The following is a 15,999-nucleotide window of genomic DNA, read 5'->3' as shown; positions in this document are numbered from 1 at the left end:
TGAATGCACGCTTAACGCAGTGACTTCGCGTAAGACGGGGCAAAACTAGCACAGAGACGGGGAAATATCCGCCTCTAGCTACCCATTTGGTCAGCTTTATTGCTCTAAAACGGGAAAAAACTGCATAAGGGCAGTCGCACGGCTGCGAATTACCCTACGAACCGCGCCAAAACCAGTGGTTGCGGTACACTTGGCACTTTTTGGGGGAGCACGCCCTCCTCTCTTCAATCAGCCGAGAAGCCCATGCCGATCCGTCATTGCATCGTCCACCTGATCGACAAAAAACCCGACGGCACACCCGCAGTTCTCCACGCCCGCGACTCGGAACTGGCCGAATCGAGCGCCATCGAGAACATGCTTGCCGACCTCAACGAGAGCTACAACGCCAAACAAGGCAAGGCCTGGGGATTCTTCCATGCCGAGTCCGGGGCGCATCCGTTCAGCGGCTGGCTGAAGGAGTACCTCGAGGGCGGCAAGGATTTCACGGCGTTCAGCCGGGTGGCGGTGGAACACCTGCAAAAGCTGATGGAAGAGTCGAACCTCTCCGTGGGCGGCCACGTGCTGTTTGCGCATTACCAGCAGGGCATGACCGATTACCTGGCGATCGCCCTGTTGCACCACAGCGAAGGCGTTGCAGTGACCGATCAGCTGGACGTGACCCCGTCCCGTCACCTGGATCTGGGCCAGTTGCACCTGGCCGCGCGGATCAACGTGTCCGAGTGGCAGAACAACAAGCAGTCCAAGCAGTACATTTCATTCATCAAAGGCAAGAACGGGAAAAAGGTGTCGGAGTATTTCCGCGACTTTATCGGTTGCCAGGAAGGCGTCGACGGCCCCGGCGAAACCCGTACCTTGCTCAAGGCCTTCAGTGATTTCGTTGAAAGCGAAGATTTGCCGGAAGAATCCGCCCGCGAGAAAACCAAGACCCTGGTCGATTACGCCAGCAGCCAGGCCAAGCTCGGCGAACCGATGGGCCTGGAAGAACTCTCCGAACTGATCGACGAAGAGCGCCCGAAAGCCTTCTACGATCACATCCGCAACAAGGATTACGGCTTGTCTCCGGAGATCCCGGCGGATAAACGCACGTTGAACCAGTTCCGCCGCTTCACCGGCCGCGCCGAGGGCCTGTCCATCAGCTTCGAAGCGCACCTGCTGGGCTCGAAGATCGAATACGACGAAGAGGCCGGCACACTGATTATCAAGGGCCTGCCCACGCAGCTGACCGATCAGCTGAAGCGACGCAACTGATGCTGAACGGCGTGCTGAAGAAATTCCTGCTGATCCTGCTGGTGGTCGTGGTTTACCAGAACTGGGGCAAGATCGAGCGGGTGTTCAGTCCCAGCCAAGTGGTGTCCGAGCAGACCCAGGCCAAGGCCAACGTCGTGCTCTACGCGACCGAATGGTGTGGCTACTGCAAGCTGACCCGACGCTTTCTCGATCAGAAAGGCATTCCGTACAAGGAATTTGATATCGAAAAGGATGCCGAGGCACGCAAGGCATATGAAGCGCTGGGTGGACGCGGGATTCCGCTGATCGATGTGAACGGGACGTTGATTCGCGGGTATGACCCGGATGAAATCCTCGCCGCGTTGAAGTAACCCATTGGCTCACTCAACCCCTGTGGCGAGGGGGCGGCGTTCCGACGAACCCCTCGCCACAGGTCGGTGTATCAGTGTTTTTCGAGGCGGAACCCAAACCGCGGAAAGTGCACATGCACCACTCCGCCCCGCTCGTCTTCACGACGCAGAATCAATTCCTCTCTGCCCGCAAACAACAACTCACCCGCCACCGGATCAACGCCGTAATCCGTTGCCGCGATGACCACCTGCTGGCCAGGCTCAAACCCGTTCGGCTCATCGAACTGCTCGTCCGGTAACGCGGCGGGTGTGGCATTACGCGCAACCTCCAGCGCGGCCTCGGAGGTCATCTCGCTGAACGCGCCATGCCCGAACCCCATCACGCGACCCAACCACGCCGACACCGCCGGATATGCATCAACCAACGGCGAGGTCACGGGCGTGGCCTTGAGGAACCACATCGGATGGGCCAGCGCGAAGTCGGCAATCGATGGCTCGCCGAACAGAAAGTCGCCCTGCTCGCGCTGAAGCTGCTGCTCCAGGCGCGCCATGATTGTCGGCCATTGATGCCGGGCTTGCTCGGCGGACAACTTTGTCGCGCTGCCGCCACTGAAGAGTCCGGCGCGATCAGCCAGAAACGCCTTGATCGCTTCCGGCGGCAGATTGCCGAAACGCACCGCGATCGATTCCGGTTGAAACACCAGGCTCACGGCATGCTGGAATACCACCGAATCGGCCCAGGCGGCGAACGTCGCGGCGATCATTTCCTGGCCTTCCGGGAAGAAGGCCGGCAAGGCTTTCTCCTGCTCCAGTCGACGGGCGATCAGCGATGTGTCGCAGTAAATATCTGCGCCAACCTGCAGCACTGGCGTCTTGCGGTAGCCACCGGTCAGGGCGGTCAGATCAGGTTTTGGCATGACCGGCGCGATCTTTACCGAGCGCCAGGACAACCCCTTGAAACCCAGCAGCAAGCGGGCCTTTTCGGCAAAAGGGGACGTCGGGTAATGATGAAGAATCAACTCGGACATGCTCGGCTCCGCCGCACGGATTAGGAATCCGCAGCTTAGCGCGCAATTCGGGAGCAGCCTACAGGTCTGCCTGATGGGCACTTATCAGTCAGGTTGATAAGCCCGCGACGGCGCTTGCGACCAGACATTCCTTGGCGCTTTTCCTGAGTTTTTTGATCAAGCGTTCCTGTCGCAAGGCTTCGCTTTTGTCGCGGCAGACTTCTGTGTAGACCAAGGCAACGGCAGGGCTGGAGAGGAAGAAGCGTGCGCCCTTGCCACTTTGGTGGGTAGCGAAGCGGCGCACAGGATCGTCGCTGATCCCGCAGTACAGCGAACCATTGGCCGCGCGAACGAGGTAGACGAACCAGGGTTTACTCACCGGTGTGTCGGCGTCGACGGGGATTTCGCTGAGGGTAGTCACGTCACGATCAAGGCTTGAAAGGAAACAAGCCGCGATCTTATCAGCGACTGGCCTGGAATGCCTTCAGCCCCTTCAACGCCTGAGCGCGAACGGCATTTCTTACCGCCGGAGTCCAGCCCAGCAGCAGGCCTTTGAAACCCAGCGCCTGGCGCGACCAGGCCCACATATCGAAGCTGTCATGGTGCTCGCAGATCTTGCCGTCACGAAACACGAACTGCGCCTGAATATCATTGACCACCGTGTTGCCGGTCTGGCTGAACAGATAGGTCGCGACCCAATGCGCGCCGCCCGTGCGGTCCTCGGCGCGAACGTTGTCGAACGTCAGGGAAAAATCCTTCGCCCGCGTCGTCAGCATGCGCCACATGTCCCCGGCATCGCGTCCGCGCAATTCGCCGAATGCCGGATCGCTGAACAGCACATCGTCGGTATAGCAGGCGCTCATGGCCTCGGCATCCAGCCGCTGGAAGGCTTGGTAGAACTGGGTGATCAATGCGCGGTTGGCATCACTCATGGGCAGGCTCCGGACGTTTGAAGGATTGCCTGCACGATAGTCAACAAATGTGCGGAACACTATCGGCATTCGTGGCGGGAATACCCTGGGGTGCGCTGTCGCCTAGTGCACCATGCCGTTGTCCCGGGCATAAGCGAAGAGATCCACATCCGTGGAAATGCCCAGCCGCTGCATGGCCATGCTTTTTTGTTTACTGATGGTCGACACACTGCGTTTGAAATAGCTCGCGATCTCACTGACGGTCATGCCGCTGGCGAGCATTCTCACCACTTCATGTTCTTTGGCCGACAGCGAAGGGGAATGCGAATGAGCCTCGACGTCTGCCTGAGCCAGCGCGGTACGCAAGGACTCGCTGATGAAACGCCGCCCTTCACCCACTGATTTGATTGCCAGAGGGAGCTCCGTCGCCGAGGCATCCTTGGCCACGATCGCCATCACGCCTTGCGCGAATGCCACTCTGAGCGTCGCAACGTTGGCAAACATGGTGACCAGAATGATCGGCGTCGAAGCGTAGTGACGTCGAACCGTGCTCAGCATCTTCAGTCCGTCGGCCTGTTGGTTGCCCGGCATGGAGAAGTCCGTGATCAACAGATCGCACGGCGTGGTCGAGAGCAGGCTCAACAGGCTGTCCGGGCCATCAGCCTCACCCACGATCACACACGTCCGGCTTAGATCGATGAGCATCCGTAACCCGATGCGGACGACAGGATGGTCGTCAGCAATAATTACGCGCATTGTCGGATTTATCCTGTGTGGTGACTGGAATACGCGAAAAGTAACGCCGTCCTATTCCGACCACAACGACCAATCTCGACCGCTCAACCACCGTCCTCAACGGATCCGGGCCCCTGTCCTTTCTCTGATAAAACAAAAGGAACCGCCCTACGTTTTAAAGCTACGCAGCTCACACCAAAAGACTACAGACAACAGGTCGAACGATGACGATCTGTAGGCCGCCCTGATCTTTCATACACTCGCCCCGCCTTTTTCGTATTAGTTGCATTTCGTCCGGCGACCTCGACCGATAGATTGCGCCCTGCCCGCTCCGGGCAAACTCCTCAATCATCTTTCATCAAGGAAGCGTCGACGCATGAACAAATACATAACCCTCCTGACGGCTACTTTGCTGCTGACTGGCGCATCGTCCGTTATTGCCGCCTCCAGCACGGACCTGACCGTGAAGGGTCTGATCACGCCAAATGCATGCACACCAGCACTGGCCGGCGGCGGTATTGCCGATCACGGCAAGTTTTCCGTACAAGACCTCAATCCCGACAAGCACACTTACTTGCCTGAAATAATCATGCAAATGACAGTGAACTGCGATGCGGCTACGCCGTTTGCGATCAGCCCGATTGATAACCGTGCAGGCACAGGCACGTCGGGCAATTACTTTGGTCTGGGGCTGATCAATACCCACGAAAAGCTGGGCCACTTTCGCGTTGCTCCGCGCAATGTGATGGCGGACGCCACCCAAGCTCAAGCCATTCTCTCCACTGATGGCGGCAAGACCTGGCTTAAGGAAGGGTCGACAGCATTCTGGGGGGTCGACAACATCTGGAGTGTCGGTGCTCAGGGGACCGTCATTGCTCCCATCGCGATGAAGGAGTTGAGCCTTGATCTGTATGTGCGTACCGGCATCGCCCCCACCAACGGCCTGACCCTGACCGACGAAGTGACGCTCGACGGCTCCGCAACCCTACAGATCAAGTACCTGTAACCCTCCGTCATCAACGAGCAACGCCCGGCCCACGGCAATGCCCGCTCACTCAAAGGACGAACCATCATGGAAAGATGCTCCCTCGCTCGATTGGCGCCCCTGTTGCTCATCTGTGCCCCCGCAGCCCTGGCCGCCAGCAGCACCGAGCTGAGCGTTACCGGCCTGATTACACCCGGCGCCTGCACGCCCAGCCTGTCCGGCGGCGGCATCGTCGACCACGGCAAAGTGACGGTGAAAGATCTGAGACCTGACCAGCCCACGGCCCTGGAAAACGGCACGCTGTATCTGGAGGTGAATTGTGATGCCGCCACGCGGTTTACCCTGACGACGATCGACAATCGCGAAGGCTCTTCCGTCTTTCACCCTAACAGTCACGGGCTGGGCGTCGTCAATGACGACCAAAACCTGGGCAGTGTTGCGTTCGGCCTGTTCGATACGGTGGCCGATGGGGCGGCGGTGAAAACCATCATGTCCTTGAACGACGGTGCCTCCTGGCGAGTGTCTTCCTACCTGGGACACGCCGGCCGGACCGCGTTCGCGGCGTTGAATAACCTGGGTACACCGATCGCCATCAAGAATTTGCGCGCGCGGCTCACGGCGTTTACCACCATCGTTCGCGCGAACGACCTGACGCTGACCGACGAAATCCCCATCGACGGGCATGTCACCGTGCAGCTGAATTATCGATAGGCCGGTAATCCAGGCTCCTTTTTTAAAACATTCAACGAGACACGTCATGACGATGTTTTCCAGTGTCACCCGTCATCTGTTCCATTCGGGCATCGGCGCATTCGCCCTGCTGCTGACCGCACACGCCCAGGCCGACGGCATGGTGCCGAACACTTCGGTGGTCATCGTCAACGAGGCTGACGGTGAAGCGTCCGTGTCGGTGACCAACACCGATGCCAACCTGGCGTTGATGCACGTCACCCTCGAAGACATTGCCGAAGACAGCGAATCGCTGGTGTTCGTGACGCCCCCCCTGGCGCGCGTCGAAGCGGGCAAAACCCAATTGGTGCGGTTCATTCTGCAAACGGACAAACCGCTGCTCACTCAGCGCTTGAAGCGGGTGATCTTCGAAGGCATCCCCCAAGGCAAAGCGCCTGCCGAGGCAGGTCAGGCCCGTGTCGGCGTGACGGTGCGCCAGAACTTGCCGGTGATCCTGCACCCCAAAGGCCTGGCGCCCAATCGCACGCCGTGGACCGACCTGCAATGGTCGCTGAAAGACGGTCAACTGACCGTGCGCAACGACACGCCTTACGTGGTGCGTCTGGGCCAGGAAGTGCAATTGTTGCCGGCCGCGGGCAACGCGATGCTGCCGAAAACCTACGTGCTGCCCGGTGAGCACATCAGCATTAAGGTGCCCGAAGGCGCCGCCACGCAGGTGCGTTTTCAACCGGCGACGGTCTACGGCTTTGCCGTGCCGCATTACGAGGCGCCCATCCAGTCCTGAACCACCCTGACGGCGTCATCAAGGAACGATGAGCGCCCATGTTTCAAGGCGACGGCCCCTTGGCCGTTGCCACAGGCGTGCCTGTAACCGCACGCCGCAATAACCCAAGTGATCCTGATGAACACAGTATCGAATTACCGTGATGGCGAAGCCGTGCCCGTTATTCGCGACGGCGCTCGCCCTCATCCATGGCAGCGAACCACCTTGGCGGTGCTGCTGAGCAACGCGCTGATGATGCTCGATGCCTACGGTGGGGTGTCGATGCCAGCGTCGTTCGACAAAGATACGTTACGGCAGCGCGGCATCGATCCGACGCTGGCGACGCTGCTGATGCAGGCGCCGCAGTTCACGGCCGGCCGCCACCCGGTCACGCTCACCGTCAACGGCCAGCGTCATGGCCGGGTCGACGTCACGTTCGATCGCGAAGGGGCGTTGTGCTTCGATCGCACGCTGCTCGATGCGGCGAACCTTACGGTGCCCGCGCTTACGCTGGACGATGGCCCATGCCACGACTTTCTAGGCCGCGCGCCGCAGACCGTCATCGAACCGGACCCCGCTGGCCTGGCCCTGTCGCTGATCGTGCCCACCGATGCGATACGCCCCACTGCCCGGGATTTTTCCGGCTATCAAACCGGTGGTGTCGCCGGCTTGATCAACTACGACGTCACCGGTTTGCACAGCCGTTCCGGCGACAGCACCAGCCGCTACGCCTCGGCCAACACCGAACTCGGCTTCAATGCCGGTGACTGGATCGTGCGCAGCCGCCAGGTGCAGACCTGGCAGGACGACGTGTCCACAACGACTCATATTGCGGCCTACGCCCAGCGGACTTTCGCCAGCCAGGAAGCGGTGTTGCAGGCGGGTCAGATCAACCTCTACAACCCGGTGCTCGCCGGTGCGCAGATCACCGGCGTGCAAGTGCTGAATGAACAAGCCCTGCAGGTCGTAGGGCAAAGCGCGGTCATTGAAGGGATCGCCAACAGTCAGGCCCAGGTCGAGGTCCGGCAAAACGGTTCGCTGATCCATTCCACGGTGGTACCCGCCGGCCCGTTCGTGCTCACCAACGTGCGGCGGCTCAACACGCGTTCCGACGTGGAAGTCACGATCAAGGAGACCGATGGCAGCGAGCGCCGTTTTACCGTGCCGGCCGCGATGTTGGGGGTCAGTCTGCCAGCGCCCGGTTATTCGCTGGGCGCCGGTCAGGTGCGCAGTGTCGGCGACGCTCAGGGAGGCGATCCCTGGGTCATCAGCGGCGGCTGGAGCGGTGCGCTCGCCCCGCAACTATTGCTCAGCGCCGGCCTCACCGGCGCCGCCGACTATCGCGCGGCGGGTGCCAGCGTCGGCCTGTTGCCCTCGCCTTTCACTCAGGTGCAAGCCTCGCTGACCGGCGCGGACGCCAGCGGCAGACACGCCAGCCAGGGGCTTCAAGCCGACCTGAGCGTCTCGCATCGGTTGAACGAGCAGTGGGCGCTCAGTGCCGGCAGTTCTTACCGAACCCTGGGCTACCGGGAACTGGAGGAGGCGGTGTTCGCCAACACGTCCGACAACAGCCAGTCACGTTACCGCGATCAGCAAAGCGCGGCCCTGTCATGGTCGCATCCATGGCTCGGCGCCTTCAGCAGCGGCTTCAGCCGGTCCAGTTCGTTCGACGGCCAAAGCAGCAGCCGCGCCCTCGCATCCTGGGGCACCAGCATCGCGGGCGTATCCGTCTCGGCGACCGCCGAATGGCAGCTCAGCGGTTCGAACGGCAACGATGACAGCATCTACCTGAACCTCAGCATTCCGCTGGGCGAGAACCGCCGGGCACGCAGCTGGGTACGCCGTTCCGCCGGCGAATACCGCAGCGGCGTGGGCTTGAGTGAACGTGTCAACGATCAGCTGGGTTACCGGGTTGGCGTCGAACACGACACGCGCGACAAACAGGTGCAATCCACGGCCGGCGTGTCGCTGCTACCGCGCTACACCCAGCTCGATCTCAATTACACCCGCGCCGATGCCGAGCGCTCCAGCTATCAGGCCAGCGCTCGCGGTGGCGCCGTGCTGCATGGCGGTGGCGTGACACTGTCGCCATACCCGGTGAGCGACACCTTTGCGTTGCTGTCGGTCGGTGACATGGGTTCCATCAAAGTGTCGACGCCCAGCGGTCCGGTCTGGACCGACTGGCAAGGTCAGGCGGTGATCCCGCAAGTGACGGCTTATGGCAAAAGCCCGGTGGAAGTCGACACCAAAACCCTGCCGCGCAACGCCGACATTCACAACGGGCTGGCGGTGATTTCGGCCGGGCGCGGCGCCGTCGACAACGTTGAATTCGGCATCACGATGACCCGCCGGGCCTTACTCAAGGCCACCACCGCCAACGGCGCGCCCCTGCCGCGCGGTGCCTCCGTGAACACCGAGGATGGCGAGTTCGTGACCCTGGTGCAGGACGGCGGCCTGGTGTTCTTGCCCAACGCGCTCGACCGCCGTGCGTTGTGGATCAGCGCGCCGGAGCTGGAGCGCTGCGAACTGCGCTTCGAGCTGCCCACCGACGCCGACGCCGACGCGTACTACGAAACCGCCCCCGCCAAGTGCCGAGCCCTCTGAGGATGACTTCATGAACCTGTTGCACTTTCTGCTATTGACCCTCGCGCTCCTGGCACTGAGTGGATTCACGCCAGTGGCCTCGGCGTCCATGGACGACTGCCAGTTCAACCTGAGCCAGCCGGTGCTCGATTACGGGCTGATGAACCGGGCGATACGGCCTGATGCCGCACCGGAGCGCAACCTCGGTGAACGCCAGCTCAGCCTGACCTTGAGCTGTGCGCAGCCCATCGACATGAGCCTGTTCTACCGGGCGATGGCCGCGACCGCCGAACGCTTTCACTTTGCCGAACGCGGCAGCTATCAGATGCGTATTCGCGATGCCGTGCTCGATGGCCAATCGGTCGAGATCGGGTTGATTGCCGGGGTCGGTCAGCCGCCGGCAGAAATGGCGTCGAGCCTGATCTGGCGACCGGAGCACGGGATCGTCCCGGTGCAGGCCGGCGTGGCGGTGCAAGGGCGCAGTTTCTCGGCCCAGCTTCAGCTGACGGCCTGGGTTCAAGAGCAAGGCATGCAGGTGCGTGACGCGGTGACCTGGGAAGCCTTCGGGGTGTTCGACGCCGTCGCCGCCGGACGCACCCGCGAGGCGACCTTGCGCGCCCGCTTCGCTCCGGCGGCCTGCGAGCCGGTGCTGTCCAACGGCGGCGTGGTCGACTTCGGCACCCTGTCGAAAAAAGACCTGCACGCAGACCAGGACACACGCCTGCCGCCCAAGTCCTTGACGCTGAGGGTCGGCTGCGACGCGCCGACGTCCTTCGCCTTGATCATGCACGACAACCGCTCAGGCTCGGCGATGCTCGACAGCGAGATCGACTACGGCCTGGGCAAGGACGGCAGCGGCAACAGGATTGGCCGTTTTTCACTGCACGTCGACCCGGCCGACGCCAATGCCGACGGCTTCGCCCGCCTTTATCAAACCCACTCCAGCATCGCCGGCACAGCCTGGAACACCGGCAGCGCCAACCCGATCGCTATCGGCAAAAGCCGTTACCTGGCGTTCACCGACAACGACGGCAGCAGTGCCGGCCCGGTGCTGATCCAGAACCTCAGCACCACAGTGACCGTCGACGCCGTTATCGCCCCCACCCACAGCCTGGACCTGAGCCGCGCCATCGAGCTCGACGGCGCGGGGACGATCGAGATTATTTACCTGTAACACCCAGCCCGATCCTGCTGGTTTCGCGGCGCACTTGAACGGCCCGGAGCAGTCAGGACACAACCCTAGAAGTGAGCAAATAATGATCAAAAAGTACTTTGCAGCACTCTCCGCCACCGCACTGATTGGCGTTGCGCCTTATGCAGTGGCGGCTTCGAGCATTGACCTGACTGTCACAGGTCTCATCACGCCGAGAGCTTGCACTCCTTCGTTGTCCGATGGAGGAACGGTCGACGTCGGCCAGGTGCAGGCAAAAGACCTCAACCTGACAAGTGACACGATAGTAGGCAGTCATCCGATACAGCTGACGGTCGCGTGTGACGCGTCAACGCCATTTGCACTTAACGGTATTGATAACAAAGCCGGAACATCATCGTCCAACCTGTATTTCGGATTGGGCCTGACCAGCAATAACGAAAAAATAGGTTATTTCACGCCATCGATCCAAAGCGCGCTTGCGGACGGACAACCTGTGCACTCGATCAGATCAACTGATAACGGTGCGAGTTGGACGCGCATCTATCAGATCCTGAAGGATAACCTCACATCGGTGAGCGCTGTCGGCACTCTCACGCCAATCTCCGTGAAAGACCTCACGATGGAACTGATGATCTACACCTTCATTGCCCGCGCCGATAGCCTCACCTTAACCGACGATGTCACTATCGACGGTTCAGCCACATTTGAAATGAAGTACCTGTAAGCCGTGCATCTTGCCCGAGGTCCTGCTTCGGGCAAGGACTGATTCCGCTCACCACACACAGCGAAACCTGTCCCATGAAAAAGACTCCACACGCGCTGACGATGGCGATCTTCGTCCTGACGTCGCCGCTCACCTTGGCCACCTCATCGACAGACCTGAGGGTCACAGGCCTCATCACCCCACTTGCCTGCACCCCGATGCTGTCCAACAGCGGCCTCGTCGATTACGGAAAAATCTCCCGGCAAGACCTGAACGTCGACAAACGCACTCGACTGCGCGACCAGACACTCGACCTCAACATTCAGTGCAATGCGCTCACGCGTTTTGCTCTGCTGATGCGCGACAACCGCGACGGCTCGGCCATCGTCAACAGCGAGATTTACTACGGCCTGAACCACGACCACAGCCACAATAAAATCGGCTTGTATTCGCTGAACTTCGATCCTGCCAGCACGGTGGTGGACGACCTGACGCAGGTCTATCGAACCGACTCGACCACGGGGGGCAAAGCCTGGAGCCCGTCGAACAGCCAGCCCATCCCGATGGGCTCCCGAAGCTATCTCGGCTTTACCGACAGCGCAGGCAGCAGCGCCGGCCCGATAGCCATCCGCAACCTGACCAGCCGGGTGACGGTCGAAACGGTCATCGCGCCCACCTCCGAACTGGACCTGAGTGCCGAAGTGCAACTCGACGGCTCGGCGACCCTGGACGTTGTTTACCTGTAGTTCAGACCTTTTCGCTGACGACCTGAACGTACAGCGAACGCCCGGCGCCGAGGCCGGTAACGATGGCGCCGAGGCCGATCACGCCAAAGATCCAGCCCAACGCGGTCCAGCCGCCCGTCCAGTCATGCACGATCCCGACCGCGAACGGCCCCATCGACGCCAGGGTGTAACCGAAGCCCTGGGCCATGCTCGACAGGTTGGCCGCCACATGGGCATCGCGCGAGCGCAGCACGATCAGGGTCAACGCGAGACTGAATGCACCGCCCTGCCCCAGGCCGAGCAGGATCGCCCAGCCCCACAGGCCTTCGATCGGTGCATAGAGACAGCCGAACAGGCCGCCGAGGGTCAGCAGCATGACCACCACAATCGCCAGCCGCTGATCCTTGCCGCGCGTCGCCAGCCAGGGCGCCGCCAGAGAACTGGCCAACTGGACGATCACCGAACCCGAGAGCACCAGACCGGCCTGGGTCGGGGTCAGGCCGCGACCGATCAGGATCGAGGGCAACCAGCCAAAGACGATGTACGCCAGGGATGATTGCAGGCCCATATACAACGTGACTTGCCAGGCCAGCGGATCACGCAACAGGCCGCGAACCCGATACGCGACGTTATGTGCGCCGTGTTTCTGCCCCACTTGCGGCAACCAGAAAACCGCCGCGACCAGCGCAGGCACTACCCAGAAGCCGAGGCCCAAGGCCCAGCTGTTATCGAAATGCTCGCTCAGCGGCACGGTCGCCCCTGCCGCCATCGCCGCGCCCAGACACAGGGCCATGGTGTACACGCCGGTCATGGTGCCGGCCTGTTTCGGGAAGTCGCGCTTGACGATGCCCGGTAACAAAACGCCAATCACACCGATGCTCGCGCCGCCCAGCACACTGCCGGCGAACAGGCCGATCTCACCGAAGGAACTGCGCAGGATGATTCCGCCGGCCAGCATCAACAGAATGCCCAACACCACGCGCTCGGCGCCAAAACGTCGCGCCAGCAAGGGCGCTAGCGGAGCAAACAAGCCGAGACAGAGCACCGGCAACGTCGTCAGCAACCCGGCCTGGGCCGCCGACAGGCCGAGGGTCTTCGACACTTCGCTGAGCATCGGCGCCATGCTCGACAACGCCGGACGCAGGTTCAGCGCCACCAGGATCAGCCCCAGCAGCAACAGCCATGGGCGACGCAGGACGGGATGACGCTGCTGGACCTCTTCGTCATCGGCCTCGGCGTCGATCAGCAGCTCTTCGAGTTCTGCCGTGCGCTTGGGTTGAGTGATGTTGCTGTTGCGGCTCGACATGGAGTTCTCGGTTTCAAGGTTCATTGATCAACTGCCTAGACAGGGCTTTGGCCCGTTCCGGGTCGCGTTGCTCGACGGCATCAAGCAGTTCGATATGCAGGTCGAACACCTCTTGGCGTCGCGGGGTGATGTTCAGGGTCTGGCGCAAATGCGCGCCGACGATGCTGGAGAAATAGCGATACAGCTCGCTGAGGGTCGGGTTGTGCGCGGCGTCCACCAGACGGCGGTGGAACACCAGATCGCAGGCAATGTAGCTGTCGAGATCGCCGTGATAGTGGCTGCCGCTGACACCCAATGCTTCGCGCAAGGCCACCAGATCCTCATCCGTTCGGCGCAGAGCAGCGAGACCGATGGCTTCGACTTCAAGGATGTGCCGGGTCTCGCGGGCCTGTTCATGGGAGCAGCGCGACAAGGCTTTCATGGTGTCCAGTGGATCGATCACCGCCCGCAAATAGCTACCGTCGCCCTGACGGATTTCGATCAAACCGGAAAACGCCAATACACGCATGGCTTCGCGCACGGTGTTGCGGCTGATGCCCAACTCGGCGGACAGCTCTGGCTCTGTGGGTAAACGCTGGCCGACCTGCCAGGCGCCAGCGTTGATGCGTTGGCGCAGTTGATCCAGAGCCTGGTCGACCAGGGACCGCTTAACGAGTGGAGAAATGTCTGACATAGGATTCGCCCTTTCATCCAATCATAGGATGAATTTTCTGACATGTTAGTCAGCTACGCGTAGGACGGCAACCGCCTAAGTTCAAAGGGCAGGAGAGGAAGCGGGATTTTCGATTAGTAAGAATTACCCTTTGCTTGATCGGCATCCAGAATTACTGGGCGACGTGCAAATACTTCAAGAGGGTGCAGACTTGCAACGTCTATTGGTGGACCTCGATCGATCATCCCCCCTCCGCGCTCGCATCCTGACTGCAAACCGCAGACAAAAATAAACCCGGAACACTGTCCGGGTTTATTTCACTGCCAAGTGCCGATCAATGCAGAATCTGGCTCAGGAACATCTTCGTCCGATCGTTCTGCGGGTTGTCGAAGAAGTCGTTCGGTGCAGCCTGCTCGACGATTTCACCCTTGTCCATGAAGATCACGCGATTGGCCACGGTGCGCGCGAAGCCCATTTCGTGGGTCACGCAGAGCATGGTCATGCCGTCTTCGGCGAGGCCGATCATGGTGTCGAGCACCTCTTTCACCATTTCCGGGTCGAGTGCCGAAGTCGGTTCGTCGAACAGCATGATTTTCGGTTTCATGCACAAAGCACGGGCAATCGCCACACGCTGCTGCTGACCACCGGACAGTTGTCCCGGGAATTTATGCGCCTGTTCCGGAATGCGGACGCGCTCCAGGTAATGCATGGCGATTTCTTCGGCCTGGCGCTTGGGCATCTTGCGCACCCACATCGGTGCCAGCGTGCAGTTCTGCAGGATGGTCAGGTGCGGGAACAGGTTGAAGTGCTGGAACACCATGCCGACTTCACGACGGACCGTTTCGATCTGCTTGAGGTCGTTGGTCAATTCCACGCCATCGACCACGATGCGCCCCTGCTGGTGTTCTTCCAGACGGTTGAGGCAGCGGATGGTGGTCGACTTGCCGGAACCCGACGGGCCGCACAGGACGATTCGCTCGCCCTGCTTGACGTTCAGGTTGATATCTTTCAGCACGTGGAACTGGCCGTACCACTTGTTCACGCCCTGCATCTGAATAATGCCTTCAGGGCTCACAGGCTTTTTGATTGCTTCGCTCATTACAGAACTCCTAACGCTTGTGGCCAGTGTCGAGCTTGCGTTCCAGATGCATGGAATAGCGCGACATACCGAAACAGAAAATCCAGAACACCAGGGCCGCGAACACATAGCCTTCGGTGGCCATGCCCAACCATTTCGGGTCGGCGGCAGCTTGTTTGACGCTGTTGAGCAGGTCGAACAGGCCGATGATGATCACCAGGCTGGTGTCCTTGAACAGCGCAATGAAGGTGTTGACGATGCCAGGAATCACCAACTTCAGGGCTTGCGGCAGAATCACCAGCCCCATGCTGCGCCAGTAACCGAGGCCCATCGCTGCGGCTGCTTCGTACTGACCTTTGGGAATCGCTTGCAGACCGCCACGCACCACTTCGGCGACATAGGCCGACTGGAACAGGATCACGCCGATCAGCGCCCGCAGCAGTTTGTCGAAGTTCATGCCTTCAGGCAGGAACAACGGCAGCATCACCGAGGACATGAACAGCACCGTAATCAACGGCACGCCGCGCCAGAATTCGATGAAGGTCACGCAGACCACTCGAATCGCCGGCATGTTCGAACGACGGCCCAGCGCCAGCACGATCCCCAGCGGCAACGCACCGGCAATACCGACGGTGGCGATCACCAGGGTCAGCATCAGGCCGCCCCATTGGCTGGTCGCCACCTGGGTCAGGCCGAAAACGCCGCCATGCAACAGGCACCAGGCAATGATCGGGTACAGCACCAGGAAGCTCAGGCCGTAAACCGCTTTACGCGGGAAGCGCGAGATGAACAACGGTGCCACGCCGATGACTGCCAGCCACACGGTCAGGTCTACGCGCCAGCGCAGTGCCGGCGGGTAATAGCCGTACATGAACTGGCCGAAGCGCTGCTGGATGAACACCCAGCAGGCGCCTTCCTTGGTGCAGTCGGCCTGGGACGTGCCGACCCAGTTGGCGTCCAGGATCGCCCAATGCAGGATCGGCGGCACCACCAGGTAAATCAGGTAGAACGCGAACAGGGTCAGCGCGGTGTTCAGCCAGCTGGAGAACATGTTCGCGCGCATCCACGCCATCGGCCCGAAGACTTTGCTCGGTGGTGGCATGTCGGGTTTGAAAGTATGAGTACTCATGC

The 15,999-nt window shown here is 60.8% G+C and carries 17 protein-coding genes; 9 read left to right on the top strand and 8 right to left on the bottom strand.

Annotated elements, in window-relative coordinates; translation table 11 throughout:
• The first annotated feature begins 243 nt into the window (after positions 1 to 243).
• Both yejK and FHL16_RS11505 read left to right on the top strand, forming a co-directional pair.
• Positions 244 to 1,248, top strand: a complete 1,005-nt coding sequence (gene yejK / locus FHL16_RS11510) for a nucleoid-associated protein YejK (RefSeq protein WP_010463075.1) — start codon at positions 244 to 246, stop codon at positions 1,246 to 1,248.
• The gene (locus tag FHL16_RS11505; RefSeq protein ID WP_010463076.1) at positions 1,248 to 1,598 is read left to right on the top strand and encodes a glutaredoxin family protein; all 351 of its coding nucleotides are present in this window, start codon (positions 1,248 to 1,250) and stop codon (positions 1,596 to 1,598) included. Before yejK ends, FHL16_RS11505 begins: the two co-directional genes overlap by 1 nt.
• A gap of 71 nt (positions 1,599 to 1,669) precedes the next feature.
• Here FHL16_RS11505 and FHL16_RS11500 read toward each other — a convergent pair whose 3' ends face one another.
• The 4 genes from FHL16_RS11500 to FHL16_RS11485 all read right to left on the bottom strand — a co-directional run bounded on the left by FHL16_RS11500 (position 1,670) and on the right by FHL16_RS11485 (position 4,251).
• Positions 1,670 to 2,605: a glutathione S-transferase family protein gene (locus tag FHL16_RS11500; protein ID WP_077748276.1), complete on the bottom strand. Its 936-nt coding sequence runs from the start codon at positions 2,603 to 2,605 to the stop codon at positions 1,670 to 1,672.
• A gap of 88 nt (positions 2,606 to 2,693) precedes the next feature.
• Positions 2,694 to 3,005, bottom strand: a complete 312-nt coding sequence (locus FHL16_RS11495) for a GIY-YIG nuclease family protein (protein ID WP_010463078.1) — start codon at positions 3,003 to 3,005, stop codon at positions 2,694 to 2,696.
• A 40-nt stretch (positions 3,006 to 3,045) separates the two neighbouring features.
• Positions 3,046 to 3,516: a nuclear transport factor 2 family protein gene (locus tag FHL16_RS11490; protein WP_010463079.1), complete on the bottom strand. Its 471-nt coding sequence runs from the start codon at positions 3,514 to 3,516 to the stop codon at positions 3,046 to 3,048.
• Between the two features lie 102 nt (positions 3,517 to 3,618).
• The gene (locus FHL16_RS11485; protein ID WP_077748275.1) at positions 3,619 to 4,251 is read right to left on the bottom strand and encodes a response regulator transcription factor; all 633 of its coding nucleotides are present in this window, start codon (positions 4,249 to 4,251) and stop codon (positions 3,619 to 3,621) included.
• Positions 4,252 to 4,606: 355 nt separating this feature from the next.
• Between FHL16_RS11485 and FHL16_RS11480 the strand changes: the two genes are divergently transcribed.
• The 7 genes from FHL16_RS11480 (at position 4,607) to FHL16_RS11450 (ending at position 11,853) form a co-directional block, all read left to right on the top strand.
• Entirely contained in the window at positions 4,607 to 5,236 is a 630-nt protein-coding gene (locus FHL16_RS11480; protein WP_077748274.1) for a DUF1120 domain-containing protein, read from the top strand.
• Between the two features lie 66 nt (positions 5,237 to 5,302).
• Complete coding sequence (locus tag FHL16_RS11475; protein ID WP_077748273.1) at positions 5,303 to 5,926, top strand: DUF1120 domain-containing protein; 624 nt, start codon at positions 5,303 to 5,305, stop codon at positions 5,924 to 5,926.
• Between the two features lie 46 nt (positions 5,927 to 5,972).
• Positions 5,973 to 6,689, top strand: a complete 717-nt coding sequence (locus FHL16_RS11470; protein WP_010463083.1) for a fimbria/pilus chaperone family protein — start codon at positions 5,973 to 5,975, stop codon at positions 6,687 to 6,689.
• Positions 6,690 to 6,806: 117 nt separating this feature from the next.
• Complete coding sequence (locus tag FHL16_RS11465; protein WP_077748272.1) at positions 6,807 to 9,272, top strand: fimbria/pilus outer membrane usher protein; 2,466 nt, start codon at positions 6,807 to 6,809, stop codon at positions 9,270 to 9,272.
• Between the two features lie 10 nt (positions 9,273 to 9,282).
• On the top strand, positions 9,283 to 10,425 hold the full coding sequence (locus tag FHL16_RS11460) for a DUF1120 domain-containing protein (RefSeq protein ID WP_077748271.1): 1,143 nt from the start codon (positions 9,283 to 9,285) through the stop codon (positions 10,423 to 10,425).
• Positions 10,426 to 10,507: 82 nt separating this feature from the next.
• The gene (locus FHL16_RS11455) at positions 10,508 to 11,128 is read left to right on the top strand and encodes a DUF1120 domain-containing protein (protein ID WP_010463086.1); all 621 of its coding nucleotides are present in this window, start codon (positions 10,508 to 10,510) and stop codon (positions 11,126 to 11,128) included.
• A 74-nt stretch (positions 11,129 to 11,202) separates the two neighbouring features.
• Positions 11,203 to 11,853 carry a DUF1120 domain-containing protein gene (locus FHL16_RS11450; protein WP_010463087.1) on the top strand — a complete coding sequence of 217 codons (651 nt, stop codon included), beginning with the start codon at positions 11,203 to 11,205 and terminating at the stop codon, positions 11,851 to 11,853.
• Position 11,854: 1 nt separating this feature from the next.
• Here FHL16_RS11450 and FHL16_RS11445 read toward each other — a convergent pair whose 3' ends face one another.
• The 4 genes from FHL16_RS11445 to FHL16_RS11430 all read right to left on the bottom strand — a co-directional run bounded on the left by FHL16_RS11445 (position 11,855) and on the right by FHL16_RS11430 (position 15,997).
• Entirely contained in the window at positions 11,855 to 13,162 is a 1,308-nt protein-coding gene (locus FHL16_RS11445; protein ID WP_077748270.1) for a CynX/NimT family MFS transporter, read from the bottom strand.
• On the bottom strand, positions 13,152 to 13,811 hold the full coding sequence (locus tag FHL16_RS11440; RefSeq protein ID WP_010463089.1) for a FadR/GntR family transcriptional regulator: 660 nt from the start codon (positions 13,809 to 13,811) through the stop codon (positions 13,152 to 13,154). The genes FHL16_RS11445 and FHL16_RS11440 overlap by 11 nt, the downstream gene beginning before the upstream one ends.
• 313 nt (positions 13,812 to 14,124) lie before the next feature.
• Positions 14,125 to 14,889 (bottom strand): amino acid ABC transporter ATP-binding protein, encoded by a 765-nt coding sequence (locus FHL16_RS11435; protein WP_010463090.1) that lies wholly within the window; start codon positions 14,887 to 14,889, stop codon positions 14,125 to 14,127.
• A 10-nt stretch (positions 14,890 to 14,899) separates the two neighbouring features.
• Positions 14,900 to 15,997, bottom strand: a complete 1,098-nt coding sequence (locus FHL16_RS11430) for an amino acid ABC transporter permease (RefSeq protein WP_010463091.1) — start codon at positions 15,995 to 15,997, stop codon at positions 14,900 to 14,902.
• Positions 15,998 to 15,999 lie beyond the last annotated feature (2 nt).

Origin of the sequence: Pseudomonas sp. FSL W5-0299 (assembly GCF_005930655.1) — a bacterium.
Lineage (GTDB): Bacteria > Pseudomonadota > Gammaproteobacteria > Pseudomonadales > Pseudomonadaceae > Aquipseudomonas > Aquipseudomonas mandelii.
The sequence above is the reverse complement of the archived record's forward strand: the minus strand, read 5'-3'. Positions and strand labels throughout refer to the sequence as shown.